Annotated in this window: 13 protein-coding genes and 1 pseudogene; 7 read left to right on the top strand and 7 right to left on the bottom strand. The window is 48.5% G+C overall.

Features of this window, described 5'->3' with window-relative positions; all coding sequences use genetic code 11:
• Nucleotides 1-226: 226 nt before the first annotated feature.
• The 4 genes from PMI32_RS25955 (at nucleotide 227) to PMI32_RS0128645 (ending at nucleotide 2,759) form a co-directional block, all read left to right on the top strand.
• Nucleotides 227-448, top strand: a complete 222-nt coding sequence (locus tag PMI32_RS25955; protein ID WP_008025002.1) for a tautomerase family protein — start codon at nucleotides 227-229, stop codon at nucleotides 446-448.
• A complete protein-coding gene (locus tag PMI32_RS25960; RefSeq protein WP_008025000.1) occupies nucleotides 445-1,101 on the top strand; it encodes a DsbA family oxidoreductase in 657 nt (218 codons plus the stop codon). The genes PMI32_RS25955 and PMI32_RS25960 overlap by 4 nt, the downstream gene beginning before the upstream one ends.
• Before the next feature lie 43 nt (nucleotides 1,102-1,144).
• Nucleotides 1,145-1,855: an SDR family NAD(P)-dependent oxidoreductase gene (locus PMI32_RS25965; RefSeq protein WP_008024998.1), complete on the top strand. Its 711-nt coding sequence runs from the start codon at nucleotides 1,145-1,147 to the stop codon at nucleotides 1,853-1,855.
• 175 nt (nucleotides 1,856-2,030) lie between these two features.
• On the top strand, nucleotides 2,031-2,759 hold the full coding sequence (locus PMI32_RS0128645) for a hypothetical protein (protein WP_008024997.1): 729 nt from the start codon (nucleotides 2,031-2,033) through the stop codon (nucleotides 2,757-2,759).
• Between the two features lie 239 nt (nucleotides 2,760-2,998).
• Here PMI32_RS0128645 and PMI32_RS25970 read toward each other — a convergent pair whose 3' ends face one another.
• Entirely contained in the window at nucleotides 2,999-3,337 is a 339-nt protein-coding gene (locus tag PMI32_RS25970) for a DUF6124 family protein (RefSeq protein WP_008024995.1), read from the bottom strand.
• Between the two features lie 506 nt (nucleotides 3,338-3,843).
• On the opposite strand from PMI32_RS25970, the gene PMI32_RS25975 reads away from it, so the two are divergent.
• Nucleotides 3,844-4,041: a ribbon-helix-helix protein, CopG family gene (locus PMI32_RS25975; protein WP_008024993.1), complete on the top strand. Its 198-nt coding sequence runs from the start codon at nucleotides 3,844-3,846 to the stop codon at nucleotides 4,039-4,041.
• A 71-nt stretch (nucleotides 4,042-4,112) separates the two neighbouring features.
• Here PMI32_RS25975 and PMI32_RS29505 read toward each other — a convergent pair.
• Nucleotides 4,113-4,286, bottom strand: a pseudogene (locus tag PMI32_RS29505) (ATP-binding protein); the annotation flags it as partial.
• 856 nt (nucleotides 4,287-5,142) lie between these two features.
• On the opposite strand from PMI32_RS29505, the gene PMI32_RS29500 reads away from it, so the two are divergent.
• Nucleotides 5,143-5,559, top strand: a complete 417-nt coding sequence (locus PMI32_RS29500; RefSeq protein WP_081501745.1) for a very short patch repair endonuclease — start codon at nucleotides 5,143-5,145, stop codon at nucleotides 5,557-5,559.
• A gap of 342 nt (nucleotides 5,560-5,901) precedes the next feature.
• On the opposite strand, the gene PMI32_RS25980 is transcribed toward PMI32_RS29500, so the two are convergent.
• The 3 genes from PMI32_RS25980 to PMI32_RS29490 are packed head-to-tail and all read right to left on the bottom strand — an operon-like array spanning nucleotide 5,902 to nucleotide 11,782.
• A complete protein-coding gene (locus PMI32_RS25980) occupies nucleotides 5,902-7,704 on the bottom strand; it encodes a response regulator receiver domain (RefSeq protein ID WP_008024991.1) in 1,803 nt (600 codons plus the stop codon).
• Complete coding sequence (locus PMI32_RS29495; protein WP_008024990.1) at nucleotides 7,697-10,663, bottom strand: ATP-binding protein; 2,967 nt, start codon at nucleotides 10,661-10,663, stop codon at nucleotides 7,697-7,699. Before PMI32_RS29495 ends, PMI32_RS25980 begins: the two co-directional genes overlap by 8 nt.
• A 27-nt stretch (nucleotides 10,664-10,690) precedes the next feature.
• On the bottom strand, nucleotides 10,691-11,782 hold the full coding sequence (locus PMI32_RS29490) for a DNA cytosine methyltransferase (RefSeq protein ID WP_008024989.1): 1,092 nt from the start codon (nucleotides 11,780-11,782) through the stop codon (nucleotides 10,691-10,693).
• 945 nt (nucleotides 11,783-12,727) lie between these two features.
• Here PMI32_RS29490 and PMI32_RS25990 point away from each other — a divergent pair.
• Nucleotides 12,728-14,422, top strand: a complete 1,695-nt coding sequence (locus tag PMI32_RS25990) for a hypothetical protein (protein ID WP_008024986.1) — start codon at nucleotides 12,728-12,730, stop codon at nucleotides 14,420-14,422.
• Between the two features lie 309 nt (nucleotides 14,423-14,731).
• Here the strand turns inward: PMI32_RS25990 and PMI32_RS25995 are convergent, their stop codons facing one another.
• Together PMI32_RS25995 and PMI32_RS26000 are read right to left on the bottom strand one after the other, a co-directional pair.
• The gene (locus PMI32_RS25995) at nucleotides 14,732-14,986 is read right to left on the bottom strand and encodes a hypothetical protein (RefSeq protein WP_008024985.1); all 255 of its coding nucleotides are present in this window, start codon (nucleotides 14,984-14,986) and stop codon (nucleotides 14,732-14,734) included.
• Nucleotides 14,983-15,963, bottom strand: a complete 981-nt coding sequence (locus PMI32_RS26000; protein ID WP_008024983.1) for an integrase domain-containing protein — start codon at nucleotides 15,961-15,963, stop codon at nucleotides 14,983-14,985. The genes PMI32_RS25995 and PMI32_RS26000 overlap by 4 nt, the downstream gene beginning before the upstream one ends.
• Nucleotides 15,964-16,376: the final 413 nt, after the last annotated feature.

Here is a 16,376-nt window from a genome sequence, read left to right as displayed (position 1 = left end):
CCGGCAAGCCGGCTCCTACGAAAAGCGATCTCCGCTCTGTCGGCGAATTCTGTTTCCAAGACGTGTCGCAAAAAGTGAAAAATTGCGACAGGTTATGGCGTCATGCATTACACCACGTAACTAATGATGTTCCCGCCCCCACCTTTATCCCCACCCCCCAAACTCCTACATTGAGCTCCAACACCTACCCATCATCCCGATGAGCAGGTCACTGGAGATCTTCCTCATGCCTTTTGTAAGCGTACGCATTACCCGCGATGGCGTTACCTCTGAGCAGAAAGCTCAGGTGATCGCTGAAATCACTGAAACACTGGAACGCGTCCTCAAGAAGGACCCGCACCTGACCCACATCGTGATCGAAGAAGTCGACACCGATAACTGGGGCTACGCCGGGATCACTACCACCCAGTACCGCAAGCAACTGGCTGAGAAGGAGGGCAAGTCGTGACTGCGTCGGTCTCCATCGATTTCGTCTCCGACGTGGTGTGCCCTTGGTGTGCATTGGGCGCGACGGCGTTAGAGCAGGCGATTGAGAACGTGGCGGGTGAAGTTTCGGTGGAGCTGACCTACAAGCCGTTCGAGTTGAACCCGAACATGCCGCCTGAAGGCGAGAAAGCCGTCGAGCACTTGATGCGCAAATACGGGCGCACCGCTGAAGACGTCGCCTCCGGCAAAGCGATGCAGATCGCTCGCGGTGAAGCACTCGGTTTCAAGTTTGACCTGGAGAAGCGCACCCACTTCTACAACACATTCGATGCTCACCGTCTGCTGTTGTGGGCGTTACAGCAAGGGCGGCAAGTTGCGCTGAAGAAGATCCTGCTACGCGGTTACTTCACCGACGGCCAGAACCCGAGTGATCGCGAGACGCTGGTTCGACTGGCAGCCGAAGCGGGGCTGGATGCAGCGGCGGCGCAAGAGGTGTTGGCGTCCGGAGCGTTCGCCAAAGAAGTGCGTGAGCTGGAAGCTTTTTACCAGCAGCACGGCATCAATTCGGTGCCGGCCATGATCCTCAACGGTCGGCACTTGGTGTCCGGTTCGCAGTCGGTCGAGTACTACGAACAAATGTTGAGACAAATGGCGAAGGAACCCGCCGAAGCCTGATTCATTACTTTTTCAAACCATCATTTATTAGTAGAGGTTCATCATGAGCAATTCGAAAAAAGTCATCGTAATTACTGGCGCTTCCCAAGGTCTCGGCGCCGGCATGGTTAAAGCTTTCCGTGATCTGGATTACAAAGTTGTCGCCACTTCCCGTTCGATCAAGCCATCCACCGATCCGGACATCCTCACCGTGGCCGGCGACATCGGCAACCCGGAAGTCGCTCAACAAGTGATCCGTGAAGCCATCGCACGTTTCGGCCGCGTCGACACCCTGGTCAACAACGCCGGTATCTTCGTCGCCAAACCGTTCACCCAGTACACCGCTGAAGACTACGCCAACGTGCTGTCGGTGAACCTGAACGGCTTCTTCTACATCACCCAACTCGCCATCACCGAGATGGAAAAACAAGGCAGCGGCCATGTCGTCAACATCACCACCAGCCTGGTCGACCACGCTATCGACGGCGTGCCATCGGTACTGGCTTCGCTGACCAAAGGTGGCTTGAACGCGGCGACCAAATCCCTGGCCATCGAATACGCCAAGCGCGGGATTCGGGTCAACGCGGTTTCCCCAGGCATCATCAAGACGCCGATGCACGGTGAAGAAACCCACGCAGCGCTGGGCGCTCTGCACCCGGTCGGGCACATGGGCGAGATCAGCGACATTGCGCAGGCGGTTGTGTATCTCGACAGCGCTAACTTTGTTACGGGTGAAATCCTGCATGTGGATGGTGGGCAGAGCGCGGGTCACTAAGACCGGCTTTTCCAAACTGCGGAAACAACAAAAACCCTCGTCTTGCGACGAGGGTTTTTTTATTTGCCTGCCACATTAATCGGTCAGTTGGCTGGTGTTATCGCGGATGATGTCGTAATAGTGGCCAGCAATGATTGTCCCTGCCACAGCGCCCAAAAGGAGTTGAGTTAATTTCATGAGTTTTTTCACCATTGACGGTTTCAACACTGAACATTTCGCACACGATGAGCATATACAGCAGCTATTGCAGGGGTGGAAAAAGTCGATTGACCGCTACCTGCGCAATGTTGAAAAGGCGACTGGAGAATCCTGCTGTGATGCACCTTGGTGGTACAACGAGCGGACCAGCATCAGTGTTCTAGCGGGCGCGGCGTGGATCAATCAGTGGTCCGCGCTTGAGGAGTACAGCACGACCAAGCGCGGGGCCCCAGATGAAAACCTTGAGAAAAACCATCGCACCGGTCGTGCCGATCTGATGGTGCAAACACCCGATGTTTCTTTTGCATTCGAAGCCAAGCAGGCATGGCAACGAATCGGGACGCGCACCGCAACGGGTCCTCGTAGCAAGAACATCTTCAAGAAAAAGAAATCTGCCTGGAAAGATGTTAGAGAGTTGAGCGTGCAGGAAGCGGACTACCGATTTTCAGCTACTTTCGCCGCGCCTTTCTTTCCCGATTCCGATTTCGAGAAGCTACTGGAAAACTCGGGCAAAAAGCCGGTAACGGCCTACATCAAGGCTTGGTACGAAGAACTTCATGAGCAATTGAGTAGCCAGACACGTGGTCGGACCCATTACGTGGCGGCCTACTTTCCGGACCCGGAGAGTGGTTTGGTTACCAGCACGTCCGGGTTTCATTATCCGGGGGCTGTTCTCATTCTTGAGCAGTGCCAGAAGGGCAATTAGAGCGTCGCGTGATTCACTAAGGCCTGCGTGCCAAACCTCGGAAACAATAAAGCCCTCGCATCGCTGCGAGGGCTTAGTTGTTTCTGGTACAGGGGATCGAGCCTCTAATCTTCTGATTACGAAAGAGAAGCTTCATACCTATAAAGCTCACCGAAAAGATATTTGGGGTTTGTGGAGCTCCTCTTTTTGAGCGACAGGAGCTCCACGGAGTTTGAGCGGGTTTTTTTGCGTGCAGCGTTCTATTCAATCGGGTCGAGTTGGTCCAGCGCCCGGTTCACCGAGAGTTCTGCCACCATCAGAATCTGGTGAACGCCCAGCAGGGAGTTGCGACTTGGCCCCGTCTCTCGGTCTGCCACATCCATGGTGATAACGCTGGCGGATGCCAGCGACTCGCTGACACAACCCAGCAAGGTTTGGATGTCGACTTCCGGGTTGACGCTGTACATCGCGCAAGGCTTGCGCGGGGTGGCTTTGATGTCGGCGAAGGAGGCGTGGTGATCATCCTCGTCGCGGGTTTCGGAGCTTTCGTTCGGAGATGCGTTATCTGCATCCGGAGGATCAGGGGTTACTTTACGCATGAGTACGTTTCCCTATTGGGTGCCGACCCTTCCCGCCGCTAAGTGAAAAGGGTGGCAGCTGCACGCAGGTTAGCGGACCGGGGAACGTCTCAAAGCCGGTGCGCCCGAAGGCGCCCTGCATACAGCCACCATCAAACCGCAGGCATGGAAAAACACCTGTGGGATGGATGCACGTGCAAAAGACGAACCTCGAGCCGCTAAGCCCGACCACTGATGAGCAGTGGCAGGTCAACGATAGAGCCCGGGCTTTAGCCGCACAAGCCGGCGGATTCTGGGGTAACTGTAGGCAATGCCGCAAGGTTTTGTAGCTTTCAGGAAGTGACGCGAAACGCGATTAAACAAGCACCTCTAAACAAGCCGTACATCCCACATACCAGCCTTTCAAGGGAGCATTTCCACCGAGCGATGAGGACATCTCCGACGACTTTTCATCAATTGAGCTGTATCGGTGTGCTTGGGCGACGACGATATAAGATGCCCAACCAACGCTCACTATCAAGGCGACCATGACCGAAATATCCCTGAGCCTGCCGGAAGACCTATCGCACGCTCTCGCCGATCTGGCCAGGATGAATGGCCAAAGCGTGAGCCATTTTGTGACGGACATACTTCGCGAATACATCGAGCATGAACAGACACCGACTGCTCAGATTGAGCTGGCGGCGGAGGAGGCAGATCAGGGTAAATTCGCCTCCGATGATTAGGTAGCGGCAATACGCGCCCGGCGCTGGAGCCGGAATGTAGGTTGAAGGCGGAAAGAGACCGAAAAAGGGACACCCGCTTTTTCCGGTGCAGGGACTGGGTCATTTTTCAGAACTGTCGTTTTGCCTGTTCGGCGTAGGCCAGACAAAAATAAACCTGAGCGCAGACCTTCATCGAGCACACCTGGATTGAGAAGCTGGTTTGCCATTGACTCAGCCAGTTCAGGGCGCTGAAGAATTCGGCTCATGCACTGCGCTTTTTTATGGGGACGCCAAAATTATTGCCAATTCATAATTTCGCATAAAGATCCAAGTGTGAACCTTTGGTACAGAATTCGGGGCATTAGACGGTTTTGTAACGTGAGCGAAGTTCGGCAGGAGCAGTGCGAAGAGGCGTGGGTTTCAGATAGGGCGAGGTGTGGACGAAATGTGGACACTTCAGAAACAACAAAGCCCTCGTATTTCTACGAGGGCTTCGTTTTGTATGGTGGCACCAGACAAACGGTAGATAGCGCGTAGCCTAGATTTTCTGCGGGTCTGGAAATCTGTGGAAATTTTGTCGTACCCCAACCAGTAACTATTTGTGGATTAGCTATTTATGGATTTCATTGGTATCGAACTCGGGAGTGTGTCATCGCCAAGCACGCGAAATTAAACTTCGAGGGCTCCATCTATTCAGTTAGCGAATCCATTAGCGAATTTTGAATATAACAAGGCTGAGTACGAAAGCGGGTTGCATGAAGAGTGGAAAGAGAAGCTGCACGGAATAGGGGTCGGAGACGGTGGAATTGAAGATATTTTCGACTTGCTTCGTAATATCGGATATGCCCCGAGCTTTGCTCGCTCTGCAAAGCATATTTGAAAGAGGGCGGGTTATTCTCGGCTACCTCATTCGTTCAACTAATTAACAATAAGGTCAGCGAGGGCCGCAGGAGGAATAAGGAAGGGCTCTGGAAAGCGCGTAGGTAGGAGATCAGAGCAAGGCCCAAGGAAATGCCAAGCTCAACCCATGGGGATTGAATTTATTCATTGCATAAGTGTCTATTTTTAAGAGTGGTGGCAACAGTTACAACGTCACATTATGTTGCAGGTAGGTGATTGGATATGGATACGCTGACCCGCGAGCATCGTAGCTGGCTAATGAGTCAGATTAAAGGAAAAAACACTAAGCCTGAAATAAAGGTTCGTCAGCTAATATATGCACTGGGCTATCGTTATCGACTGCATGGAAAACAGTTGCCTGGCTGTCCCGACATAGTGTTTTTTGGTAAAAAAAAGGTGATATTTGTTAATGGATGTTATTGGCACGGGCATTTAAATTGTCGCTATGCAGCACTTCCTAAGACCAATATTGAATTTTGGAGTGATAAAATTGCAAAAAATAAAGAGAGGGATCATAGGAATGTCGCAGCTCTTGAATCGGAGGGTTGGAAAGTTGCAGTGATATGGCAGTGCGAGATTCGATCGCCTGAATTGTTGGTCGAAAAAATTAAAAATTTTCTCTCGAACAATAAATATTAAATAGGCAGAAACCAAGTTTCTTTATTGTTTGTTTGTCAATACTGTTCAATTGAAAACCCAGCAAACTATTGCATAGTTTAATAAGGATTCCGCGCCCCGCGCCTTCGTAGGGGCGCTTTGTATGGGCTTACATAGATTTATCCTCAATCAGCGCATAATGCTCGGAGACCTCGCCTGAGGCGAAGTCATCCGTCTGTATCAGAACTGAAACTGAACCGCCTCAACTCCTAGGTAATACACCTTGAGAATACCATTGCGTTCTCGTTCGATAAAATAGAGGAGTATGACGTCATTTTTTCCTGGCTTGTGTAAGTCATTATGACGTCAAAACTCTCTTGGAGTTTAATCGGGGGATGAGTTTGCATGGTAATCGAGTCCGACTCTTGATAGGTTAGTACCAAGTCTTTGTAGCAGATTCAATGCGTACTCGTAACGCAGTTGTCCGACGATCTTGGCACTGTTTTCTCCAAATACAAGGCCTGTCTCTGAGTCATTTAATCGACCGATAATAAGCTCGCCCATTTGGTTTTCAAACTTACCATTGTTTTTTGCAAAAAATTGCTCCCATTGTGGGTTTTTATTAGCTAAACCCATAGGGCAAAAAGAGTAACAACCGAGGTGTGGTTCGTCTTTTATAAAAATAAAAATATTTTGGTTTGCTTCTCTTAAAGCAGTCTCGTCAGAAACTTTTTGGAGATGTACAGCCATAAATGGGAGGTAATTTCCAAGTCTTCCGTACCACCCAGTTTTCTTTTGTCCTGGCACTAAATCGCAGGCCGGGGATAAACAAGCCCAGAGCTCTTTGCCTAGTTCAATTATGTGTCCTGTCATGAGGTGTGAGTGTTCGAAGTTTGATTTCATGCAAGCATGATTGTTGAGGCGCTTGAGAATAGTGCTTTTGTCTTTTTGTAGATCTATGCTCGGAAAAAATCGCTCGAAAGTTTTCGCTTCGCCAACGGCATTTAAATGTGTAGCAAGTTTATCCGCATAGGCGTCGATGTCCGATCTTAAGTTGTCTCCAAGAGACTCCCAATGCCGGTCTACAGTGTGTTTCAGAGTCTGTTTTCGATCGATACATGAGCCACTAAATATTTTCTGCATCCATCCTGCTTGTAGAAAGCGGTCTTTTAATACTCGTGATTCGGCGATGATACCATGCTCGTCCATCTGCGCGCGCATACGAGCCATTAATAGTTGGTGAGGTGAGGGCTGCCAATTTTTTATTGCAGTCATCAATTTCCCGGGAAGATCTTTCGGAGCATTGGATTTATCTACAACTGTTAAAAATAATTTGTCCGTTTTTATCCAGTTGAAGTTTTCACTCCATGTCCATGATACTTCACCATGTGATGTTTCTGAGAATTGACCTGCGATATCATCTTGCTTCTCTGCGATTAGCCATTTTGCCCAAAGGGTGTTTTCTAGTTTTTTACCAGTGTACTGGCTGAGTAACTCTTCGATAGACGACCATTCTGGCGACTTAAGTAACGAGCGACTGCCATTGTTATTCTGGCGAACATCTAGATATGTTTTCTCTGATATGGAGTCTGTTAGTTTTGACTTAATATCAGGGTCATCATTTTCCCATTCGGATATTGCATTTTCTATAATTTCTTTTGCGCGGCCCTCGATTGAGAGCGATGGTTCCTTGAGCATCAAGCCTAAGGTGATTTGACGTAACACAGGCTCTATCTTTTTATTTTCGCCTTTTGTGTAAACGATCACCATATTGAAATGATTATTGTCGGCGAGGTTGCGCAATATGCGAATTGCATTGTCACCAGTTCCATGGTCTCCGTCGAGATGAAAGTCCAATATCATTAAATCGCTATGATGAAGGTACGGCGCTATTTTGTCCTCACCTGATATAGTAATTTTTCTTCCGTCGTGGAAATCAACTAGCCAAGGACGTGGTCTTGTACGGCAATAGGTTAATATGTCCATTGCTTGTTTGGCGTCTCTTTCTTGCCCTTTCCATGGCAGGCTTCCATTCAACTCTTTTGCTATTAGGCCATCAAGGGAAGGGAATTCATCATCGACAACAATTACTGTTCTTATTGGCTCGATATAAGCTTCTTCTATAAGAGAGTCGTAGTCGCCTGGGAAAGGGGCGTTAAACTCTATGGGAGAGATTGACTCAAGCATGTTTAGCCCCTTTAAAATTTATCAAAAAATTTGCGCCAGATAATCTGGATTTTGTAGGAGTGTTACTATAAGCAATAGTGTGCCCGCCTGCGGCTAAGTTAGCTCGACAAAGATAGAGCCCCACCCCTCGACCACCACGCACCTTCGTAGTAAAAAAGAGAGTGAAAAGTTTTTCAATGTCGTCGGCATCAATTCCTGGGCCGTTATCGGAAACTACGATCTCATTGTCTATGACGTCGAGTAATATTTCTGGCCTTTCTCGGTTCGCAATCCAGTAGATAGAATTGTTTATTAGGTTTATGAAAACCGGATAAATTCTTTGAGGTTGTTCAAATATTGAAAATTTTTCAAATTCTTGAGTGGCTGTGAATTTTATATCGCAGGAATCTAGCGATTTACTTAGAAAGTTTTTTGTATACTCAAAAATGTCAGAGCCAGATATCCATTCTCGAACCTTCTCTCCTGACAGTTTTAGCGGAGAGAGGAACCGTAAGCGATCTGAAAGTTCAGAGTGGGCGTGATTTATTGCATTATATTGTTTGGTTTTTTTGAAGTCATTTGAAGATTCGCGCAGAGCATCAGAGATAGTTGATTCCAAGCCTTCTATTTCATGGCCAATAATTTCAACTGTGATGCCCAGTTGAGCTAAAGAGTTTAAGCGGGTAATCTCGTTTATCGCGCTTTCATAGCGCTCTAGAGAAAATGAAACCATAGCATCGATATCAATGCTTTCTTTTAGGCTGCGCAGGGTTGATATATATGCTGAAAATAATTCTTCATTCTCTTGGTCGAGTCGATCTCGCTCAGAGGCAAGAATATTTAATGTCTTCGTGAGTGAATTTTCTTCTGTTTCAAGAGATTCAAGAAAAGGTAAACTGGCTGCGTGGTATAGTTTATTTCTTTCGTCAACTAATGATATTAGCCGTTCTGTTTCTGCAGCAAGCAGATTTCTAGCCTCTGTGCCCCAGCGCTTTAAACGCTGTTGTAGTGAGTTGGCGTGTCTGCTGAGCTCAGAATAAGCGATATCTCTTGGTGATTTTGGCCTAACTTTTTCTAAACTGAATAGAACTGTACTATTCAGTTGTGAAATTAAGTCATTAGCGCGTACTGCCATCTTTCTGAAGGTTTTATAGCCTTCAGCCATTGAGCCTAAAGTCGTCGGTATTGATCCGAATGTAAGTTCACCGCGCGTGGCTTGAAGCTCTAGCAGCCTTTCGCGAAGTCGAAGGAGGTCTTCTTCATTTGTTGGAAGCTCCTGGCCTTGTGCGGAGAGCGCAATGCTTTCTAATTCATTACATAAACTTACGACTTTGGGGGTAAAGGCTTCTAACTTGCTTTTGAATTCCTTTCTTTGACGCGCACGAACATTTTTCTGTGCGGCTTCTGCCTTAATCTGTTTGTTGTTAGATTGAATCTCTGGAAGAACTAATTTTCTGATTTTAGAGTCTGTACCAAAGTAACGCCGAGCGGAGGTCATCAATAAATTTTCCACTAAGTCACGGAAGACCTTAGCGGCTTTATTGTCAATTATACCTTCTCGTCCCGCTTTGTCCTTTAAGTTTGGGTTGTGTGCCCTCGCAATTGCTACGCGTCCAAAGAGCCTACGATATGACCAGAACTCTCGTCCTGCGTGATTCGAGCGTCTTTTTTCGATTTCGAAAAAATCGTTATCCTCTCGTCCGTAAGGCATAACGCGAAGCCCATCGCGATATACCATAAATCCACCATGCTTCGCAGACTGTTCAAGTAGTTTTGACCACACCTCCTTCGGGTGAGAGGTGTTTTCTAGTGTTTGTTCAAAAGTTCCGATTCTCAGACGGAACGGACCAACCCGAGTGTCGGAGCGCACAGCACCAATTGACTTTGGAACTATAATAATTGGTTCATCCTGCCATTTCCCAAATACCTTTGCCGCTCCTCTAAACACTCCGAATTCGTCAAATTCACCTTCTAGAACATGCTCTAAATCTTCTAAATTGTTATAGTCAAAGGATTTGTTTTCCGAGATGATCTGTGTCGGAAGTTGGCCGTGCCAGGTCATAACCTTGTAATCAAAGTCGCTGATGGCGTAGCCACTTTTTACATCATCTTCCGAAAAAAATGGATCGGTAAAATTTGATAGCGTCTCTCGTAAGCGCTCTCTTGCTTGTTGTTCGGCTTGTTCCTGTGATGAGGATGCCAGTGTATTGAGTTGAGCTAGCAGGTCGAAAGAGATATCCGATACTAATAATGCTGTGCCGTGATCACTTGTATTGTTCCATACCGGCCATTGTGAGAAGTTTTCGTCGCTGAATGCTGAGCTGATAATCGCGCTTTCTATTAGGGAGCGGGTACTTTCCTTGTTGAAACTTTTTTCAACTTCTTCGTACCTTGCCCACGCTTGAATGATCCGCTCGTCGCGATCTATATTTTCACCACTTCCTGAAATATTGCCTAAGAGGCTAGTAAACAGGTTTGGTAGTTCCTTTAAGATATCTTCTTTGTTTGTTGACTCGATTATTGGTATCTCTACATCGTCCAGTAGTAGATACGGGTTTTCAAACAAGCGCCAGTCAATTAAGGCAACTACAAAAGGGGAGTTTCTTCTTTTCGACACAAACAGTAGTAGCGGCCCCAGCGCCGCGGCAGAAAGCCTACCTATCCCTTTTTGTCCTTGGCGTGGCCTGGGATTTAAGCCATTTCGGTCTTCTTCTTTAGTCTGATCTCCGCTTGCTTTTGAGTCAGTACCTACAACAAGCCATTTTTCAATGAACTCCTTACGATTCATACCATGACCATCGTCAATTAAGGAGCATATTGGCGTTGGTCCTTGGTAAATATGTAACGCTACATTTTTAGCATATGCGTCATACGCATTTTTCCAAAGTTCAGAAATTGCTGTGGGACAGTCAGCAATTTGCTCTCTTCCCAAGTGGTCTATTGTTCTGGCTCTGGTCTTAAACGAGATTGCTTCAATCATTTATTGACTCGCCTCCAATGCGTTTGATTATTCGTTAAGTTCCAGCAGAGCAGCTGCTATTGGAGAAATAAGTTTCTGCCCAAGGTCAACCGGGACTGCATTTCCTACCTGTTCTCCGGCTGCAATTAATCCGCCTTTAAATGTAAACCAATCAGGGAAGGTTTGAAATCTCGCAGCTTGTCTTACGGTAATGCCATGATGTTCTGTTGGGTGAACGAACCGCCCTTTTGAAGGGTTAATACATGCGGTTGTCATCGTTGGCCCTGGCTCCTTCGGGTCAATACGCCCATAAACATCCCGATGGCCGTTGTGCCCTGTATGACAGGGAAGGATACGGCCTGATTCACTTCTACTCCCACCGTTCAATGGTGTTGACTCAAAAACAGCCCGTATTGCATCAGAGTGCTGCATATGCCTGTTATTTTCGTCGTCTAGTATTGGCGGTTTTTCAAATACTGTACTTGCCGGAACCCACGCCTTAAGAAAGGGCTTTTTGAGTCTTTGAGATTCATTACCATGAGTCGGTGCGGGAGGCCATTCGATGTTAATATCAATGTCTGGTCGAATACCTAAGATGAATACACGCTTTCGTCGCTGGGGTAATCCATAGTCTCGCGCATCTAGTACTATAGGTTGCATTACTTTGTATTTTGAACGCTTCGCTTCGCGATAGAACTCTTCGAGAAAAGATTTATGACGATCCCAGAGCAAGCCGGGAACATTTTCCATTAGGAAAATCTTTGGTTGTAGTGTTTTAACAAATTTGAAATATCTGAGAATTAATTTGTTTCGCGGATCCGCTACCCCGGAATTATTTATCCTATGCACCGAGAATCCTTGGCACGGCGGACCACCAAGCAAAAGATCACATTCATTTCCACCAGAAAAGTGAGCTTGAACGAGAACCTCTGGAAGGAGTTTCAGAATGTCTCCCTCATATAGCTTTGTTTTTCCGTCGTTAGCCAAATTTGCTCTATATGTATCGCAGGCATGTTTGTTGAGCTCAACGGCTGCGGCTACTTCGAATCCTGATTTTTTAGCGGCTAAGGAGAATCCTCCCGCGCCGGCAAAAAGATCGACACACCTTAACTTTTTGATACGTATATCAAATGATGACATAAATTAAATTCAATCGAAAATTAGAAAAATTTATTGTGTTTTGGGGGGAGGTAAAGCTTTCCATATATGCGGACGACTGCGGCCAAGAGCTAAGATTAAGATCTAGAACCCTTTCTCCAAAAGCGTCATCAGTTGTGTATATTCTTTTACCGACACAACGATTCACGAACATTCCCCTAAGTTTCTACATGGTGGTTAATATTCCACCAATCATGGGGCGACCGGCCCCATCAATCCTTCACTGAGCTGCGCCCCAACGGCCGCGCTCAGATTGTGTGGGAATACTGCGCGAAATTTCGTCTCAAAGCACCGTTTTCGAGAAAATAAACTATGGTTCTCGGCTATGAAATGGATGGCATCAGATGAGGGGAGGCATCGAGCTGATACCTTCACCGGTAATCCACACACTCCCTCAGTTTTTCTGTATCTGTTGTGACGTACTCCACGTCGTCTTGATGAGGTCCTTGACCAGGTGCCGGTTGTGGCTCCGGTGGCTTCATCAGATCGGTGATCAGGGTATAGCGAAACCGGGGGGGGATACCTTGCTATCGTTGATCTCTAAGATCTTCCGTTAGCAGGCTTGATCCCACTGCAGTGATTCATCGTCTTGAGCACCCGATAATACTCGCAGAAGCGATTGACTTTGAACCGATGGTCCACGTTTTTGAACCTCGCTTGATCAGCCGCATGGATGAGCCTTTCGAGCCAGGAAAGCAGATCCGGTGGGATTGGAACTGGGTAATCCCCTAATGGTTTGGAGCCCTCGGCATTCACTTGGATTGTTCAGTGAGAGCTAGATCGTTAGTGATCTCGGATGAATGGAAAATGACTTAAAGTGCCAACATTAAAATTATCATTCGTCGGCGGAGTCTGTCTTTGGGGCAGGTCTAACAACCTGCGGACATTCTGCTTGAACCAGAACGACATAAATTTCGGCTTTCGTCCATGCAGAACATCATGAAAAATCCAGTAGATCTCCTCCAAGAAACAATCGAAGATGAACGGTATCTGCTAAGTGGTTATGAAAAACCTTCAGAAGCTCTGACATTTGAGGCGGTTCGCGCTATCGACTTCGCTTTCTGTCGCGAACTAATCCCTGAGCTGCAGGGCTTGGATGATTCAGAGCGACAGATGGAAAACGTTCGCAAGCATGCGATCAATGCCGCCTTGCAACGAATTTTGCCTACCGAACTGAAGGCCGGTGTGCCCACGCTTTTTGCCTCTAACACGAGGACGGCCGAACAAACAGACGAGTTCCTGTTGCGAATGGGCTACCTCACGATGGCCGAGAAGCAGCTGAACTTATTGCGCTCCGGTGCTCTTAAGGCTGAGATCGACCAGCGCAAATTGAGAGGAATGAAGCTACTAGTGCTGTCAATCAATGATGCGACTGCTTACCGAGAGCAGATCGGGTCCCAAGGACTGAGCTGGCTCAGCGATATGACAGTTGCAGAAGATCGCCAAAAAGAAGAGGCCTTGGAGCGCCGCCATGTGGAAATACTCCCTCGTCTAATTAAGTATCTGCGTAGCAACACATCTCCTGAAGAGCTACCGTTCATCGGTGTCGACGACTACTTTAGGGAATGGGCGGTCCTGTATCTGCGAAGAATCTCATTTAGAGATATGTTGGATGATAATGACCAATTTGGTGGTCGTCCATATTCGGCGTACATAGCGGTCTTGGAAGCGCTATCTGCGATGTCGCAGCAAAGGTTATGTTATGCCGGGCTTTTGAATGCAGATGATCCAAGGATCGGGATAAGAAACCTAATGACCGGCGGTGCACTTCGAGAGGACCTTGTCGAAGGAGTGGCCAGCTTTCTTCAAGCGACGCGAGAAGATGTATCTGACATTCTCGATCATCTCACATTGAGTCCGGGAAATGCCAAGGACCATCTGGAGCGTGGAGTACCTACGCTCGCACCTGTCGTTAGGACAAGTCAAGACCTCGTAGTGCTTCCAATGTATGGCCTGGAGCTAAACCCGTTCTCCTTTCTCTGGACAGAGTTGCGCAGACGGTACGAAAAAGAATGGTTTGAGGCTGCCAATCGGCGGGAGTCTCGATGGGTTTCTCAACTTCGGGACCAGTTTCCCTCACCTCGTTGGAGATGCACGGACGGCGTCAATATAAAACGAGATGGTAGGGTGGTCACGGATATTGATTTCGTTGCATATGATCCCGAGTGTAACAGTGTTATGCTCTTCCAGCTAAAATGGCAGCAGCCATTCATGAATGACGACAAGTTGCGGCGGAACAACGCAAGTAGTCTAGTCCGTGACAGCAACAGATGGATCGTGGAAGTATTGGACTGGATAGCGGCTGTTGGCATCAATGGGGTGGAAGAGCGTCTCTCGATCAAGTCTGATGGGGGCCTTTCCATCCATCTTGTCGTATTGGGGCGCTACTATGCTCATTTCACTGCTGCTGAAGATCACGACACACGAGCAGTTTGGTGTGACTGGGGGAACTTCCTGCGTCAACGCACACATAGTTCCCACGCGTCAGCCCTAGAGTTTGTTGCACTTCTTCGCGAGTCAGTGGAGCAGGCGACCACTCAGGTGGAGCCGGAATCGTTCTTCTTCCCTCTGGGTGACATCATGGTACTGGTCAATCCAAAACGAACAAATTCCACGAAATAAATCGTACAAGAGTACTAAGCGAAGAGAGCCCCGGAGAGGGGCTCCACAGGATGTTTTTGATTTTTTAAAAGTATTATCTATTTTTAGAAATTGGGAAGCTCCTCAATTACCTGTTTTGCATATTTTGCTGATGATCTACTTGCAGTGGTACTTATGGTGTCTGTTAGTACAGAGAGTTTGAGTCCTGCCCATCCCATAGCCCCAAACGGGGCGTAGCATTCGCGAACGAGGTAACTTACTTCATTGCGCAGAAACGAATCACGCATCCGAGCATTGCCTATCTTCATACGAAACTATCAAAGATCCACATTACAGGGTATGGAGCTGACGCTTAATAATTAACTTAATTGTAAGCTTGTAGTAATACCAGGTAGCGTCGCTTCGACCATTTCTTTTATTGATTAGAAACCAAACAATATGCTTGCGTTTCCAAGTCCATGGGTTATCTCGATTCCAGCGCTCAGCGATTTCTGTTTGGATAGTCTTCGCCTGACGGATGTGGCGTTGGCGCGTGGTATACGATCCGGTCAGCACGCCCGCCAGGAACAGCTCCATATCGTTCATATTCGACCCCCGATGTAAGCCGACACCACGTCGATACGAGCGTGCCCCAGCTCATAGCTGATTTGTGCTCGGGCCACTCGATCGAGGTGTCGGTCGAGCTGGTAGCAACGGCCACCGTTAATGGGTGCAGGATGCTGGGTGATTTGCTCATAGCGTTCGCACGCATAGGCTGCCCGCAATTCGTGGAAGCCCTTGAGGTTGTGCGTATGGAGGATATCTCGGGCGGGGCGGACGATTTCCCGTTGGAAGTCGAGGTAGCTTTCGTTCGGTGCCAGCAGGTCGCGGCTGCCGTCTGGTGAGACCTGTTCGGCAAATCTCAGTGCGTCACGAATATGATCATTTGCCGTAATCCAACGAGGTGCTGACGCGCCTGAACGGCCACCTTTGGTGCCGTCCTGGATGTTGATCTTGCCGAATTCCTTGGCTTCAACTTTTAGACGGGGAAGGTCGGCCAAAATCGTCTCGCGTAAGCGCATACCGGTGGCTCGGGCCAGCAATGCGATAGCGGCTGCGCGCGATTGCTGATGTACACAGAGCGCCTCTACGACCCGCTTCACGTGTTCGCGGTCTTGGCCTTGCGGCACCGAGCGACGAACACTGTTCCGCCGCATTCCCAGCGTCTTGCTCGGACTCGGCACTTTCACATACTGATCACCGCGAAGTGCGGCCATGGTTCGGTTTACGCTGGACAATCGGTTTTGCGCGGTGGCGATGCTGATAGCGCCTTGTTCAACTTGGTGACGCAGATGACCGGCGTAGTCCAGCAAGGTCTGCCGATCAATTTGCCTCGCATCGTTAAACCCGGGCCCATCCTCAGACCGACACCATCGTACAAATGCCAGCCAACGATCGCTGTGCGCTTTGACGGTCCCGTAATGCCCTCCACCGAACATGTCTTTTAACGCCTGCGGCCCGGCATAACTCAGTTGCCGGCCATAGCCAAAATTGCGCCCGTCACGTTTACCTACCAGTGCCATGATCGAACTCCTTTCGAAGCCAAAACTTTTAAAATTTTCCCCACGTCATCCCGCCAAGAATGTTGAGTGTTATCAGGGATCAAGGCCCCTGCGACCTGTGAGGGTTGTCCACTAACGCGGGACTGACGGCTCTTTACGACCGGGAGCTTGGGCATCTCATGATCTGTCCTCCTGAACACTTCGGTGGAAGTGGGCGGGTGGAGGCTGCACTGGCTGACGAGACCGGCGCCGCGAGATCCTGAGTCGGGTGAAGGCAGTGAAGCGATGACCGGGGCATACCTGACTGTCAGTCAGGTGCAGTCCATTCTCTGGGCTGCGGCACCATCATCTGCATCGCTGTTGCTGGTGACTTCGGTGTTTGTCACGCCGATTGTCACGAGGGGGAATGCCGCAAAGCCTTGTACGAGTTGGGC

The organism is Pseudomonas sp. GM60 (assembly GCF_000282415.1).
GTDB lineage: Bacteria > Pseudomonadota > Gammaproteobacteria > Pseudomonadales > Pseudomonadaceae > Aquipseudomonas > Aquipseudomonas migulae.
Note: the sequence above shows the minus strand (reverse complement) of the source record. Positions and strands in the feature narration are given on the sequence as shown.

What these genes read in the sequence shown, in the direction of transcription:
- PMI32_RS25955 (WP_008025002.1), top strand. Translation starts at nt 227, where the DNA reads ATGCCTTTTGTAAGCGTACGCATTACCCGCGATGGCGTTACCTCTGAG.
- PMI32_RS25965 (WP_008024998.1), top strand. Translation starts at nt 1,145, where the DNA reads ATGAGCAATTCGAAAAAAGTCATCGTAATTACTGGCGCTTCCCAAGGT.
- PMI32_RS0128645 (WP_008024997.1), top strand. Translation starts at nt 2,031, where the DNA reads ATGAGTTTTTTCACCATTGACGGTTTCAACACTGAACATTTCGCACAC.
- PMI32_RS25970 (WP_008024995.1), bottom strand. Translation starts at nt 3,337, where the DNA reads ATGCGTAAAGTAACCCCTGATCCTCCGGATGCAGATAACGCATCTCCG.
- PMI32_RS25975 (WP_008024993.1), top strand. Translation starts at nt 3,844, where the DNA reads ATGACCGAAATATCCCTGAGCCTGCCGGAAGACCTATCGCACGCTCTC.
- PMI32_RS29500 (WP_081501745.1), top strand. Translation starts at nt 5,143, where the DNA reads ATGGATACGCTGACCCGCGAGCATCGTAGCTGGCTAATGAGTCAGATT.
- PMI32_RS25980 (WP_008024991.1), bottom strand. Translation starts at nt 7,704, where the DNA reads ATGCTTGAGTCAATCTCTCCCATAGAGTTTAACGCCCCTTTCCCAGGC.
- PMI32_RS29495 (WP_008024990.1), bottom strand. Translation starts at nt 10,663, where the DNA reads ATGATTGAAGCAATCTCGTTTAAGACCAGAGCCAGAACAATAGACCAC.
- PMI32_RS29490 (WP_008024989.1), bottom strand. Translation starts at nt 11,782, where the DNA reads ATGTCATCATTTGATATACGTATCAAAAAGTTAAGGTGTGTCGATCTT.
- PMI32_RS25990 (WP_008024986.1), top strand. Translation starts at nt 12,728, where the DNA reads ATGCAGAACATCATGAAAAATCCAGTAGATCTCCTCCAAGAAACAATC.
- PMI32_RS25995 (WP_008024985.1), bottom strand. Translation starts at nt 14,986, where the DNA reads ATGAACGATATGGAGCTGTTCCTGGCGGGCGTGCTGACCGGATCGTAT.
- PMI32_RS26000 (WP_008024983.1), bottom strand. Translation starts at nt 15,963, where the DNA reads ATGGCACTGGTAGGTAAACGTGACGGGCGCAATTTTGGCTATGGCCGG.